The 13,155-nt window shown below is 58.1% G+C and carries 12 protein-coding genes and 1 other RNA gene; 4 read left to right on the top strand and 9 right to left on the bottom strand.

Translation table 11 applies throughout. From position 1 onward, the window contains the following. Positions 1-462: a DUF420 domain-containing protein gene (locus WCY31_RS01265; RefSeq protein WP_345970418.1), complete on the bottom strand. Its 462-nt coding sequence runs from the start codon at positions 460-462 to the stop codon at positions 1-3. Further along, entirely contained in the window at positions 455-985 is a 531-nt protein-coding gene (gene msrA, locus WCY31_RS01260; protein WP_345970416.1) for a peptide-methionine (S)-S-oxide reductase MsrA, read from the bottom strand. Before msrA ends, WCY31_RS01265 begins: the two co-directional genes overlap by 8 nt. 188 nt (positions 986-1,173) lie before the next feature. Between msrA and WCY31_RS01255 the strand changes: the two genes are divergently transcribed. Next, positions 1,174-3,948, top strand: coding sequence for an EAL domain-containing protein (locus WCY31_RS01255; RefSeq protein ID WP_345972844.1), 2,775 nt, complete (start codon positions 1,174-1,176; stop codon positions 3,946-3,948). 69 nt (positions 3,949-4,017) lie between these two features. Then, positions 4,018-5,196, top strand: coding sequence for an NAD(P)/FAD-dependent oxidoreductase (locus tag WCY31_RS01250; protein ID WP_345972843.1), 1,179 nt, complete (start codon positions 4,018-4,020; stop codon positions 5,194-5,196). Between the two features lie 5 nt (positions 5,197-5,201). Here the strand turns inward: WCY31_RS01250 and WCY31_RS01245 are convergent, their stop codons facing one another. Genes WCY31_RS01245 through WCY31_RS01230 form a run of 4 tightly spaced genes read right to left on the bottom strand, consistent with a single transcriptional unit; the run spans position 5,202 to position 10,867 of the window. After that, positions 5,202-7,604, bottom strand: coding sequence for a putative bifunctional diguanylate cyclase/phosphodiesterase (locus WCY31_RS01245; RefSeq protein ID WP_231019864.1), 2,403 nt, complete (start codon positions 7,602-7,604; stop codon positions 5,202-5,204). Between the two features lie 49 nt (positions 7,605-7,653). Further along, the gene (locus WCY31_RS01240; RefSeq protein ID WP_345972842.1) at positions 7,654-8,904 is read right to left on the bottom strand and encodes an adenylosuccinate synthase; all 1,251 of its coding nucleotides are present in this window, start codon (positions 8,902-8,904) and stop codon (positions 7,654-7,656) included. Positions 8,905-8,918: 14 nt separating this feature from the next. Then, a complete protein-coding gene (locus WCY31_RS01235) occupies positions 8,919-9,761 on the bottom strand; it encodes an ATP phosphoribosyltransferase regulatory subunit (RefSeq protein ID WP_345970410.1) in 843 nt (280 codons plus the stop codon). After that, entirely contained in the window at positions 9,758-10,867 is a 1,110-nt protein-coding gene (locus WCY31_RS01230; RefSeq protein WP_345970409.1) for an alanine--glyoxylate aminotransferase family protein, read from the bottom strand. Before WCY31_RS01230 ends, WCY31_RS01235 begins: the two co-directional genes overlap by 4 nt. Before the next feature lie 137 nt (positions 10,868-11,004). Between WCY31_RS01230 and WCY31_RS01225 the strand changes: the two genes are divergently transcribed. Together WCY31_RS01225 and WCY31_RS01220 are read left to right on the top strand one after the other, a co-directional pair. Next, the gene (locus WCY31_RS01225; RefSeq protein WP_345972841.1) at positions 11,005-11,802 is read left to right on the top strand and encodes an undecaprenyl-diphosphate phosphatase; all 798 of its coding nucleotides are present in this window, start codon (positions 11,005-11,007) and stop codon (positions 11,800-11,802) included. A 62-nt stretch (positions 11,803-11,864) separates the two neighbouring features. Continuing rightward, positions 11,865-12,092, top strand: a complete 228-nt coding sequence (locus WCY31_RS01220) for a hypothetical protein (protein ID WP_231019856.1) — start codon at positions 11,865-11,867, stop codon at positions 12,090-12,092. A 31-nt stretch (positions 12,093-12,123) separates the two neighbouring features. Here the strand turns inward: WCY31_RS01220 and WCY31_RS01215 are convergent, their stop codons facing one another. The 3 genes from WCY31_RS01215 to ffs all read right to left on the bottom strand — a co-directional run bounded on the left by WCY31_RS01215 (position 12,124) and on the right by ffs (position 13,103). Next, positions 12,124-12,573, bottom strand: a complete 450-nt coding sequence (locus WCY31_RS01215) for an HvfX family Cu-binding RiPP maturation protein (protein ID WP_345970406.1) — start codon at positions 12,571-12,573, stop codon at positions 12,124-12,126. A 38-nt stretch (positions 12,574-12,611) separates the two neighbouring features. After that, complete coding sequence (locus WCY31_RS01210) at positions 12,612-12,866, bottom strand: hypothetical protein (RefSeq protein ID WP_345972840.1); 255 nt, start codon at positions 12,864-12,866, stop codon at positions 12,612-12,614. 139 nt (positions 12,867-13,005) lie between these two features. Further along, positions 13,006-13,103: signal recognition particle sRNA small type (ffs, locus tag WCY31_RS01205), an RNA gene on the bottom strand. Between the last annotated feature and the right edge of the window lie 52 nt (positions 13,104-13,155).

Below are 13,155 nucleotides of genomic sequence, written 5' to 3'. Positions count from 1 at the left end.
CTAGGTCATAAAAAGCATGCCGTAGATCGTCACGCCCATCAGGGATGTGACGGTCATCCCCGAAAAAACGATCACCCCGTTGCGTTTGTGCGTGGCGGCCACCGTTTCACTGCCACCATAGCTTCGCAGAGCGTCGATCAGCAGCCATGCCCACCCGGCAACGGCGGCGACGGCGATCAGCACATGCACCGCCAGGAACACCGCCAGCGAGGAGAATTCCACGCCGCTCTCTTCCGCGTAGGCGACGAAACCGCCGGTAAAGCGCACCCCGACTTCGAACAGCACGACCATCGCCAGCGTGACTGCGAAGAGCAGTGTCTGTGCGCGTTTGTGGCCCTTTTCATACCCGCCTTTAATCAGAAGGATGGCCCCGCCCATCAAGAACGGCAATGCGGCAAACCAAAGGGTGACGATGTCCATAAACCAGAGGGCGCGCGTCCCCAGAAAACCCGCCTCAAACATCAAGCTTCTCCCGGAACGTCTGCATAAATTTCTGCACCTTCGGTGCGATGACGACCTGGCAGTATCCCTGTTGGGGATTGAGGTCGAAATAGTTCTGGTGGTACGCTTCGGCCGGATAGAATGTCGGGGCCGGGGAGAGTTCCGTCACGATCGGGTCGGAAAAACCGGCCTGTGCTTCGGCAATGGCGGCCTCTGCTTCCGCTTTCTGTACATCGTTCTGATAGTAGATGACCGAGCGGTACTGGGTCCCGACGTCCGCGCCCTGGCGGTTCAGCGTCGTCGGATCGTGAATGACCCAGAAAATATCGAGAATCTCCCCGAAGGAGATAACGTCGGGATCGAAAGTGACCTCGACCACTTCGGCGTGCCCCGTCGTTCCGCTGCAGACCGCACGGTAATCGGGATGCTCCGTTTCGCCGCCCGCGTAACCGCTGATGGCGCTGCTGACCCCTTTGACCCGGCGGTAGACCGCCTCGATGCACCAAAAACACCCGCCCCCGAGGAGCGCTACTTCCTTAGCCATCGTCATCCTTTTTTGCCCCAATAATGCCAAAGCGTACCTTCAAGGCACCCCATGGCTTCAATCTAAACGGCAACGCCAAAAATGACAGAACATAAAAATTGCTATATTTCTGTTCAATTACAACAAACAATATTAATATAAAATACAGTACTCTAAAAAATTCTTCGCGCAAGGGAACGCAGACCATCATGACGACCGCGGATCTTTTCCTTCACATCTTATGGCCGCTCGCCATCGCTTCCACGCTATTTCTCTACTGGCGTATCAAACCGCTGCCGCTGCCGGTCACCGAAGGTCCCATAGATACCTCCCCGGATGTGCTGCCCGATCCAAGCCTGCAGGAGCGCATGTGGTTTGATCTCGGCGAGCGCATCGACCGGCTCTGCACACTGGAGCTCTCACCGGAAAGCCAGAAGCAGCAGCTTTTCGAGCAGTTGAGCAGCCTGCCTCCCGTCATGACCCTCTGGGCCGGCTTCACGAACAAAGAGGGGGCCATCGACCCCTTTTATGTCTATGACGAAACCGAACCGGGTTTTTTGACGGAGCACTACGGTGTCCGGCATGCCGCGGCGATCGACGAGGCAGAAAACCCGACCGAATACGCCTTTGTTTCCGCCCAGCCCCATCTCTTCAGCAATGCGCTTGAAGCCCCGATGGACACGGCATGGCAGAAACGGTTGCGCTACGCCCCGCTGGTCTCTGTCCTCTCTATCCCGCTCTTCTCCCCCGACCGGGCACGTCCCGAGGGCATCGTCACGCTCTACACCGATACCGCCTGCATGGACAACGATATACTGACCTACCTGACGAACCTGCTAAACCGTTTCATGGCCTTTTCCCATCAAAACGCGCTTTACCACCGGGTCCTGGCCCAATACAATACGGTCCACTCCGCCAGCCGTTTCTATGCACAGCTCATCAACGCCGCGCCGATACGCATCTGCTGGAAAAACAGTGATCTCGTCTACCTCGGAGGCAATCTCTCTTTTGCCAAAGATGTCCGGTTGGGCAAGCCCGATGCGCTCAAAGGAAAAACCGATCATGACCTTTTCGGGGCCGAAGAAGCGCGGCTCTTCGAAATGTCGGATCGGAAGGTACTGGAGCACGGGACCGAACTGCTCAACCGCATTGAAAAGCAGGGAGAGATGTGGCGGCTCAGCAGCCGCGCCCCGCTCAGCGATCCCAACGGCCGCATCGTCGGCGTCGTCATCGCCTATATCGATTACACCTTCCAGTACCGTGCCCAGAACTATCATGAAACGACGGAGCAGCGTTTCCGTTCGCTGCTGGATCAGATGCCGACCGTCGCGATCCAGGGCTTCGACGAGCAGCGGCACATCAACTACTGGAACCGTCAAAGCGAAGCGCTGTACGGCTACAGCGCCGAAGAGGCCCTGGGTCGGAAGATCGACGAATTGATCCTTCCCCGATCCCAACAAAACCATTTTGCCGCGGGGATCGCGGCGTGGTTGAACCATAACGATGCGATGGGGGCCGAAGAGCATACCGTTCTTGCCAGAAGCGGCATCTCCATCCCCGTACAGAGTGCGCGTATCCTCCTCGACCGGGCCACGGAAAACCCGCAGTTCTATGCCATCGACATCGATCTGAGTCTTCAAAAAGCCGCGGAATCAAAGCTAAAACAGCTCGCCGACTACGACGCTTTGACGATGCTGCCGAACCGCCATCACCTCAACTACCATCTCCAGTCCCTGATCACGAGGGCGCAGCGAGCAGAAAAACAGTTTGCCATCTTCTTCATCGACCTGGATAACTTCAAGTACATCAATGACACGTTCGGCCATAACTACGGCGACAAACTGCTAGTCCAGGCCGCGCGGCGCCTGCAGCATGTCCTGCGCGAATCCGACTACATCGCCCGTTTCGGCGGCGACGAGTTTATCGTCACGGTGGAGTACGGCGAGGATCACTTTGTCACCTCCCATATCGCCCAGAAAATGATCAGCGTCCTGCAAGAGGGCTTCAACATCAAAGAGCAGGAGCTCTACGTCGGCGCCAGCATCGGGATTACGCTCTTTCCGGAGAACAGCAGTGCACTCGACGTCCTGCTCAAACAGGCCGATGCCGCCATGTACAAAGCGAAACGCGGCGGCAAAAACCAGTTCACCTACTTCACGGCGGAGATGACCGAAGAGATCGAGCGCCAACTGACGATGGAGAATGCCCTTCGACAGACGTTTCAAGATGACAAGATCACCTTTTTCTACCAACCGCAGGTCGACCTCCATACCGGTGTCATCGTGAGCTGCGAGGCGCTGGTACGCTGGTACGACGAGGAGAACAGCGCCTACATCCCGCCGATAACGTTCCTGCCCATCGTCGAGAAGGCGCATCTGATGCAGACCCTGACACAAAGGGCCTTCGAACACGCCGTCCGGCTGCTTGACCAGTGGCGGCGTCTGCGCCTGGCGCTGATCCGGATTGACGTCAACGTCCCGGCGGAACAGCTGGCGAACAAAGAGATCCTCACCTATGTCGTCCATCTGCTCGAAACGTACAATATCGATCCCGTATTTATCGGCATCGAGATCACCGAGGGGCAGTTGATCGACCTGGATACGGAAGCAGCCAAGAGCGTGCTCGGCGCCTTCAGCGACCTCGGCATCCATATCAGCATCGACGATTTCGGCACCGGATACTCCTCGCTCAGCTATCTAAGCCGCCTCACCATTGACACGGTCAAGATCGACAAAAGCTTTGTCCAGGAATACGAAAGCAGCCAGAACCAGGCCCTGATCCGATCCATCATCGCCATGGCCCATGAGCTCGGATATCAGGTCGTTGCCGAAGGCGTCGAACTTCCCGAACAGGCCGATGCGCTGAAAAAGTATCGTTGCGACAAAGTCCAGGGCAATCACTTCTATCTACCGAAACATGCCGAAGCAATGACCCGGGAGCTCACCCTTAACCTCCATCGCCACCGGAAGAATTTGACGAAATAACTGCCGTTTAATTTTGATTTTATCGTCATTATATTATGATTATTATCAATCCAAATTATAGGGGTAGAGATGAAAAAGGTGTTGGTGCTTGGCGGAGGGTTTGCAGGGGTCGATGCGGCGACGCATCTGCGCAAAAGAGGTTATGACGTGACGCTCGTCAGCGACCGGGACTACTTTTACATCTATCCGACCTCCATCTGGGTCCCGACGGGCGAAGCCTCCTTTGACGACGTCAAGGTGTCGTTGGAGGAGCTGCGGGATGCCCACGGCTTCACCCTCCTGGTCGACGGAGTCGGAACGATCGAGGCGAAAGCGAACCGGGTCACCCTTGCCTCCGGGAAGGTGATCGACGACTACGATTACCTCGTCGTCGCCCTCGGAGCGCACAAGATGAAGCACCCCGGCATCGAGCATACCCTCTCCATCTGCGGCGACCCGCGCGAATCGCTGCGGATCAAGGAGCGGATCGATGCCCTGGTCGCCAAAGGGAGCGGCAAGGTCGCCTTCGGCTTCGGCGGCAACCCCAAAGACACCTCCGCCGTACGGGGCGGTCCCGGCTTTGAACTCTTTTTCAACCTCCATGAACTCCTGAAAAAAAAAGGGGTCCGCGACCGTTTCGAACTGACCTTTTTTGCCCCGATGCCCAAGCCCGGTGCGCGTATGGGCGACCAGGCGCTTAGCATGATGGACACGATGTTCGCGCGCGCCGATCTGAACAAGCACTTCGGCAAAAAAATCAAACGTTTCGAGGAGGACGGCGTCGTCTTCGAGGATGAGAGCAAGCTGGAATCGGACTTCACGATGTTCATTCCCGCCGGAGACGGCCACGGTGTCATCAAGGCGTCCGACCTCCCGACCAGCGAGGCCGGCTTCGTCACCGTTAACGACTACAGCGAAGTCGTGATCGACGGCGAGGTCAGCAACGTCTATGCCGCCGGAGACGTCGCGGCGCTGGAAGGGCCGGAGTGGCGGGCGAAACAGGGGCATGTGGCCGAAGTCATGGCCAAGAATATCGCCTTCAATATCGCCGCGCGCGACGCCGGGAAGGCGGAACGCAAAGGGTATCAGGAGCACCTCAACATCCTCTGCGTCATGGATACCGGCAGCGGGGCGGGTTTCGTCTTCCGCGACGACAAGAAAGCTTTCATGATGCCGATGCCCATCCTGGGACACTGGATGAAAAAAGGGTGGGGATGGTACTGCCGCAACAGCAAACTGGGTAAGGTCCCGCGCCTGCCGGGGCTCTAAGAGGGCTAAACTGCTTCCCGGCGTTCCGATTCGCGGAGCGTCTTCATCTTCACGAGGTTGTTCCGGTACATGCGGTCAAGCTGGCCGAACGGCACCGGTTTACTGAAGAAATACCCCTGCCCGTAGTCGACGCCGAGCTTCTTGAGAAGGCGGACGTGTTCGATACTTTCAACGCCCTCCGCAACGATTTTCAGACCCATCGCCTTGCTCAGTGAGACGATCGATTCGACGATGGTCCGGTCATCCTGGTCATCAAGCATGTTCATGATGAACGCCTTGTCGATCTTGAGGGTATCGACCGGGAACTGCTTGAGGTAGGCCAGGGAGGAGTAGCCCGTCCCAAAGTCGTCGATGTTGACGCCGACACCCAGGTCACGCAGCTGGTGCAGGACTTTCAGACTTTCGGTCAGACTGATCATGGAGACGCTTTCGGTCACCTCGAACTCCAGATACTCCGGCTTGATGTCGTAGCGCTGCAACACGGTCCGGATCTGGTGCAGCAGCAGCGGGCTGCCGAACTGGCGCCCGGAGAGGTTGACGGCCAGCTTCAGCGGTACGATCCCCGAGGCGCGCCACTGCTCGATGCGGCGGGCCGCCTCGTGCATGACCCACTCGCCGATCTTGATGATCATCCCCGTGTGCTCGGCGACGGGGATGAAGTCGTCCGGGTAGACCGTACCGATCTTCGGGTGGTTCCAGCGGATCAGCGCCTCGGCACCGGTGATGGCGCCCGTGCGCAGGGAGATCTTCGGCTGGTAGTAAAGCTCGAACTGCTCCATCGTTTCGATCGCTTCGCGCATCTCGTGCTCGACCTGGAGCTTTTTGCGGATCGTCTCTCCCATCGTCGTATCGTAGAAACGGTAGCGATTACGCCCGTCCTCTTTCGCCTTGTACATGGCCGTATCCGCGAACTTGATCAGGGTGTCGGCGTCGTCGGAGTGATCCGGGTAGATCGCCACCCCGATACTCGTCGTCGTAAAGATCGCCTTGTCCCCGAACTCCCAGCGCTCCTGCAGGGCGTCGATCATCTTCTTCGCGACGATGGTAATGTCTTTTTCCGAATTGATCAGCGGCAGCAGAACGATGAACTCGTCCCCGCCGATCCGCGAAATCGTGTCGGAGTCGCGCAGGGTGCGCTTGAGGCGCTCCGCCACCTCTTTGAGCAGCCGGTCTCCCAGGGTATGTCCCAGAGTGTCGTTGACGTTTTTGAAGCCGTCGAGGTCGAGGAAAAGCACGCCCAGCTTCTCGCCCCGGCGGTTGGCGTCCTTGATTGCTTTTTGCAGACGGTCCTGCATGAGCACCCGGTTCGGCAGGTTGGTGAGCGGGTCGTAGAAGGCGAGCTTTTCGATCATCTGCTGGCTCTCCGCCTGCTCGCTGACGTCCATCGTAATCCCCGAAATAAACGCCTTCCCGTCACGCCGGAGGCTCAGTTTCCCCTCGGTCAGTACGTGCATCGCCTCCCCGTGGGCATTGACAAGCTTGTGCATCAGGCGGAACGGGGTGTGGGTCTGGGCCGTGTTCTCGAGGGCGCGGATAAACGCCTGGCGCTGCGACGGCTCGATGACGTTGAGCAGTGCTTCCCAGGTCAGCGGCATACCGTCCATCGGCAGGCCCAGCAGCACGTACATCTGGTCACTGAAACTGCAGTCGTGCGTCTGCGTATCGATCCGCCAGCTTCCCATCCGTGCGATCTGCTGCGCCTCTTTGAGGTGCTGGCGCCCCTCTTCGATCTCTTTGTGCAGTTCGTTCATAAAGTCGGCGTGGTGGATGATGTTGTCACTCATTTTGTTCGCCGCTTCGGCGATCATGCCGATCTCGTTCGCGCTGGTATCCCGCAGTTCAATGGGCACGGGGTGGCTCGGGTCGAAGGCTTCCAGTTTCCGGGTCAACTCCCGCAGCGGAAGGAAGGAGCGATAGAGCAGCCGCAGCAGCAGCAGGACGAGCAGGACGTACCCGGCGATGATCGCGGCGAGGAACTGGAAATACTGTTCCATCATCGAGCGGAAATTTCGGTCGGAGACGGCAACATCCATCGAGGCGATGATCTCGCCGTTGATATTGGTCACGGGAAGCGCCAGGGTAAAGAGCCGGTGCGAAGAGCCGAAGTTGCCGACGACAAGGGGACGCCCGTGGTTTCTAAGCAGACGTACGCCGTTGATCACCTGCGCCGAGCTGAGGCGGATGAGCTGCTCTTCGACAAGAAGCTGTTTGTCGTTGTGCAGGGCATCGGAGAGCTGGGGAAGCATAAAGTCGATCTTCTGTTCCACCAGTTCCTGAAGCTGTTTTTTGTACCCGCTGATGACGATTTTCGTATTGACGTATGCCAGCCCGAAGACGAGCAGCAGGCTGAAAAACGCCAGGGAGAACAGCAGTTTCGATGCTAGGGAGTTCCAGATTGTCAACTTCATTACGATAGATTATATCGAAAAGTGACCGACTCCGTTAGAGGTGTGACACCTAACGGATGATCGTATCGTTACGGTCGGGAGAGGTGGAGACCATGCCGATCTTCGTTTCGGTCAGCTTTTCGATCTCGCTGAGGTAGGCCCTGGCCGTTTCCGGCAGCGCATCCCATTCGCGCACGCCTTCGGTCCGCTCCCAGCCGGGGAAGCTCTTGTAAACAGGCGTGGCCGCTTCAAGATCGAGCGGCAAATAGTCAATAACTTCCCCGCCGACCTCATAGCCGACGCAGACTTTGACTTCGTCGAAGCCGTCGAGGACGTCGAGTTTCATGATGGCCAGCTCGTCGCAGCCGTTGATGCGGCTGGCGAACTTCGTCGCCACGGCATCGAACCATCCGCAACGGCGCGGGCGGCCGGTTGTCGTGCCGAACTCGTGCCCCTGCTCGCGCAGCTTGTCGCCGTCAGTCCCGAAATCTTCCGTCGGGAAAGGGCCGTTGCCGACACGCGTACAGTAGGCTTTGACGATCCCGGTCACCTTCCCGATATCTTTCGGGCTGATTCCCAGACCGATGCAGGCACCCGCCGCGATCGTTGAAGAGCTTGTGACATAAGGGTAGGTCCCATGGTCGATATCGAGCATCGTTCCCTGTGCCCCTTCGAGCAGTACGTTCTGATCTTTTTTCAGCAGTTCCCAGACCATCTGCGTCGTGTTGGCCAGGTACGGAAGCAAGGAAGCCGCGAAGCCTTCAAGTTCCGCTTTCAGCGCCGCCGCGTCCGGTGCCTCGATGCCCATAGCGCTGTAAATGGCGCCGTTTTGCTCGAAGTACTCGAGGACGCGGGCGACCAGGGCGTCGATATCGCGCAGTTCGCCGAGGCGGAAGCCCGCGCGGGCGATCTTTTCGCTGTAAGCGGGCCCGATGCCGCGGCCGGTCGTCCCGATCGCCTTCTTGCCGCGCAGGCGCTCTTTGGCCTGGTCGATCTCTTCGTGGAAGCCGAGGATCATGTGCGCCGATTCGCTCACAAAGAGACGCCCTTCGAGCTTGTCGAACTGTTTCATCTCTTTGATCAGTGCCGCCGGCGAAACGACGACGCCGTTGCCGATGATGTTGATCGCTTCGGGGTTCAGGACGCCGGAGGGGATCAGGTGGAGGGCATATTTGGTCCCGTCGACCCAGATGGTGTGGCCGGCATTGTGCCCGCCCTGGTAACGCGCGACGGCGTCGTATTTCTGCGCAAGAAGATCAACGATCTTCCCTTTGCCCTCATCGCCCCACTGGATGCCGACGATCAAATCTGCTTTTTTCATAATTTCAATTTCCTTTACACGCCGGCTTCAAGCAGCACATCGGTAGCGATGGCGAAGCCGACACTGGTCACATCTTCGTTTTTATAGCGTCCGCCTCTGGCGTAAACGTCGTTGTCCGCGATCACGCGGAAATAGAGCTCGTCGTAATAGAGCATCTTCGCGTAATAGAGCGGTGCGACGACCGTATTGGCATACGGCACGCTCAGGCTGAGCTCTTTCATCTTCAGCAGCTCGACACGGAGCTCCTCCGGCACGAGCGGCAGGACCGCGTCGATCTCCGAAGGGTTCTCGAGGTAGACGAGCTTTGTCAGCCAGTCGATCCCCCGCGCCAGCAGGTTCTCGATACGGATGTGGCGGAAATCGTCCATCGGGATATCGAGCAGGCGGCTCAGGATCTTCGGGATGTTGATGTTGGAGATCTGCAGCAGCGGCTGCGTCTCCAGACGCTCGAAGATCTCCAGGCAGCGGGTGAGCGCGATGGAGAGGTCCGCCTCGCCGATCACCTCGGCACCGACCTGGTACTGCTCGTGTGACGGGTAACGGTAGACCGGCTGGATGTAGAACCATTTGCGGTGGTCCGTATTGCGCCCGAGGCGCTTGGAGATAATGCGCACGACATCGATGGTCGTGTCCGCGCGCAGGCTCATGCGGTTGTTGTCACGGTCCCCGAGACGGATCAGCTCTTTGGCATCGGAGATGCTCTCATGCTGGTGGTGCGAAAAAAGCGGCACGACGATCTCTTCGAAGCCGTCGGCATAAAGCACATCACTGGCGATCTGCTCGATCTCCCGCTTGCGGCGGGCGCTGGCACCGAAATAGAGCTTGCTCCCTTCGGGGATCTCGTGGGCAAAGATCATGCCGTCAGCCCGAAATAGATTTCGTTAAAGACGCGGCCCGCCGTGCCGTCGTAGCTGCGGCGGCCGAGCTTGTCGAGGGCGACCTCGACGGCGTTGACGACCCAAGCGGCCTCGAACGGCTTGATCAGCCCCATGTGGTTGACACGGAAGATCTTCCCTTTGAGGTGGTCCTGACCGCCGGCCATGTTGACGTCAAACTCTTTTTTCAGCAGCGCGCGGATCTCGTTGGCGTTCGCATCATCAATCGTTGTCATGGACGCCGCAGGCGTTTTCGGATAAATGTGCAGTCCCAGTGCCTCGAAGGCGGCCCGTGTCGCGGCACCGCGGCGGGCCGTTTCGTCGTAAAGCGTCTCGAGGCCCTTGGCCTCGATCTCCGCCAGGACGGCTTCCAGGCCGATCACGAGCGTCGTCGCCGCCGTCCAGGCCGTCGTATTGGTACGCTGCTTCTTGATCTCCGTCGCCAGGTTGAAGTAGTACCCCTTCCCTGCGCCGATCTTCTCGACCGCCGCATTGCTCAGACCGATGACGGCAAGGCCCGGCGGCAGCATCAGCGCTTTCTGGCTTCCCGCCAGCAAGGCATCGATGTGGGTAACATCGATCGCTTCGACGCCGACAGCGGTAATGCCGTCCGCGATGATCATGACGTCGGGGCGCACCGCCTTGACGGCCGCGGCGATCGCTTCGACCGGGTGGCGCAGGCCGCCGGCGCTCTCGCTGATCTGAACGGCGATGGCGTCGATGCGCGGGTTCTCCTGCAGCGCGGCGAGGACATCCTCGGGCGTTGAAGGCGTATCCCATTCGTAGGTCAATTCAACGTTCTGCAGCCCGTGCGCCTGGGCAATCTTGCCGAAACGCTCGCCGAATTTACCCGCATTGATGTTCAGCAGGGTATCGCGGCAGAGGTTGGTGATGGCCGCTTCCATCGCGCCGGTACCCGTCGAGGCCAGCATCACGACCTCATCGGTTTTCATCAGGCCGAAGAGCGCTTTGCGCGCCCGTTCGAAGATCGCTTCAAACTCCGGCGTGCGGTGATGGATCGTCTCCTCCGCCATCGCTTTGCGGACAGATTCCGGAACAGGGGTAGGACCGGGGGTAAAGAGCAGCATGCTTTTTTTCCTTAAATGATATGCATATGCGGCAAGGCGGATTTGCACCGCCTTTTTCAAGCCGCGTATTATACTCTATGTTCATTTAAGGGTCTCTCAAGGTTGGTTTTCGGGCCGAATAGGTACAATGACGCATCTTGACATCCGGACCCAATTTTATGACGCTTTTTGACGCCTTTATCCTCGGCATCGTCGAGGGAATTACTGAATATCTTCCCGTCTCTTCTACCGCCCACCTCTACCTCGCCGGACAGATGCTCGGTCTCAAGCAGGACACCTTCCTGACCGCCTTCGAGATCATCATCCAGATCGCGCCGATCTTCTCGGTCATGCTGATCTACCGCGAACGGCTCATGCAGAGCGCGGCGCTCTGGATCAAACTCATCGCCGCATTCATCCCGACGGGCATCGTCGGCCTGCTCTTTCACAAACAGATCGAGGCGATGTTCGCCGCCAACTCCACCGTCGCTCTGATGATCCTCACCGGGATCGCTTTTCTTGCCGTCGAGTTCGCCTACAAGCCCAAGGCGCACGCCGTCAAAGACCTTGAGGGGGTCAGCATGAAACAGGCCCTCACCGTCGGTGTCTTCCAGGTTTTCGCCCTGGTGCCGGGGGTTTCGCGCTCGGGGATGACGATCCTCGGCGGGATGCTCGGCGGACTGTCGCGGGACACGGCCATGGCCTTTTCGTTCCTGCTCGCCATCCCGACGATGGGGGCCGCCTCGGGCTATACGCTGCTCAAGGAGTACTCGGCCCTCTCCTTCGAGCATTTCGGCGCACTGGCCATCGGCTTCGTCGTCTCCTTTGTCGTCGGCTGGATCGCCGTCAAAACCTTCCTCGCCGTCGTCTCGCGCTACAGCTTCAAACCCTTCGGCGTCTACCTGATCGCCAGCGGTCTTCTGTACGGGCTCTTCGGCGTCGAACTCGTCCACTGAAACGGCTGCATTAGCCAAAAACCCGGGGCTTCCGTCCAACGCCCTTTGGCTATAATCGCGGCATGAAACCGATCGAACACGTAAGAAACGCCCTGTCCGACCTCGACAAAGAGGTGCAGGCGATCCTGATGGATATGAAGCTCAACCTGACCCAGAAAGACAACGCCATGCTGCCGCTGCTGCAGCAGCAGAAGGTCCTCAAACAGACCCTCGAGGATCTCGAATACCTTGAAGCGCATCCGCCCTCGCCGAACCAGCCGTGCGGGATCTCAAAATACCGGGAAGATTAAATTGGAAGATGGAGTAGAGGCCCCGTAGGGGTCAGGCCTCTTTGCGTTTGAACAGCAGCCGGTCGAAGGAGAGGTTACCGGCGCCGTGCGTCAGCAGGACGAAAAGCATAATAAAATAATACAGCGGGATTTCAAACCCGTTGTTGCCTGACTGGAAGCCGTTTGGCAGGTGCACGAGGGTAATGGCAACGAGCATGACGACCATCAACGGAATGGAGATCAGCCGCGTAAATAGCCCCAGCGTCAATAGCACGACACCCGACGCTTCCGTCGTTGCCGCCAGGTATGCCTGCAGTGTGGGCATTGGGAGGCCCATGGAAGCGAACCATTCGGCCACGGAGCCGATGTCATTCCACTTCATCTTCGCCGGTTCATAGAAACCATAAGCGAGGATCAGCCGTACGAAAAGCAGTGCGACACTCTGAAGCTTTTCCACGGCCGGTTCGACGATTTTACATAGGTTGGAAAGCTGGCATTGCATGGCGGCTCCTTTCCTGCGCGAAACTCACTGCTGCGGGATCACCCGCCGCATTTGCCCTGGCCGCATTTTCCTTGCGGCTGTACTTTTTTCTCACCGTTGCACTTGCTGGATGTCTCAGGCTTCTTCTCGCCGTTGCACTTCGTACTCATCGGTGCTTTTTTCTCACCGCTGCACTTGGTTGCCGGTGTTTCCATTTTTTCGCCGTTGCATTTTGCAAAGGCCGACGTCGCGCCGATTCCCATCAACAGGACCGCGCCGAGCAGCATTGCCGCCAACTTATACGTTCTCATCATACACTCCTTGTGTTCGATCTGTCTGAAAGCATTGTAGCGGGAAGGGCTCAATACCATCAACGAGCATGATCGCACAGCATCAATAACGTTTCATAAACAGTTTTTTTGGGGGGTTATATAAAAAGAAGTAGTGAGGAACTCTCCTCCAGATACCTGCGGCACATGCACAGAAAAGGTGGGCTGCTATGTTCCCATCCTGACCCAGTGCCTCGCCTACGCATTGCACAGGTCTAAAGGAGAGCGTTCAAAACAGCGAACCGTCCTGAGCGCTAGTGTAATTATACCGCAT

Origin of the sequence: Sulfurimonas sp. HSL3-1 (assembly GCF_039645995.1) — a bacterium.
GTDB lineage: Bacteria > Campylobacterota > Campylobacteria > Campylobacterales > Sulfurimonadaceae > Thiomicrolovo > Thiomicrolovo diazotrophicus.
This window is presented reverse-complemented; position numbering and strand designations above follow the sequence as displayed.

Excerpts from the sequence above, each read along its gene's own strand:
- WCY31_RS01265 (WP_345970418.1), bottom strand. The coding sequence starts at position 462 with ATGTTTGAGGCGGGTTTTCTGGGGACGCGCGCCCTCTGGTTTATGGAC.
- WCY31_RS01255 (WP_345972844.1), top strand. The coding sequence starts at position 1,174 with ATGACGACCGCGGATCTTTTCCTTCACATCTTATGGCCGCTCGCCATC.
- WCY31_RS01240 (WP_345972842.1), bottom strand. The coding sequence starts at position 8,904 with ATGAAAAAAGCAGATTTGATCGTCGGCATCCAGTGGGGCGATGAGGGC.
- msrA (WP_345970416.1), bottom strand. The coding sequence starts at position 985 with ATGGCTAAGGAAGTAGCGCTCCTCGGGGGCGGGTGTTTTTGGTGCATC.
- WCY31_RS01230 (WP_345970409.1), bottom strand. The coding sequence starts at position 10,867 with ATGCTGCTCTTTACCCCCGGTCCTACCCCTGTTCCGGAATCTGTCCGC.
- WCY31_RS01215 (WP_345970406.1), bottom strand. The coding sequence starts at position 12,573 with ATGCAATGCCAGCTTTCCAACCTATGTAAAATCGTCGAACCGGCCGTG.
- WCY31_RS01235 (WP_345970410.1), bottom strand. The coding sequence starts at position 9,761 with ATGATCTTTGCCCACGAGATCCCCGAAGGGAGCAAGCTCTATTTCGGT.
- WCY31_RS01250 (WP_345972843.1), top strand. The coding sequence starts at position 4,018 with ATGAAAAAGGTGTTGGTGCTTGGCGGAGGGTTTGCAGGGGTCGATGCG.
- WCY31_RS01210 (WP_345972840.1), bottom strand. The coding sequence starts at position 12,866 with ATGATGAGAACGTATAAGTTGGCGGCAATGCTGCTCGGCGCGGTCCTG.
- WCY31_RS01245 (WP_231019864.1), bottom strand. The coding sequence starts at position 7,604 with ATGAAGTTGACAATCTGGAACTCCCTAGCATCGAAACTGCTGTTCTCC.
- WCY31_RS01220 (WP_231019856.1), top strand. The coding sequence starts at position 11,865 with ATGAAACCGATCGAACACGTAAGAAACGCCCTGTCCGACCTCGACAAA.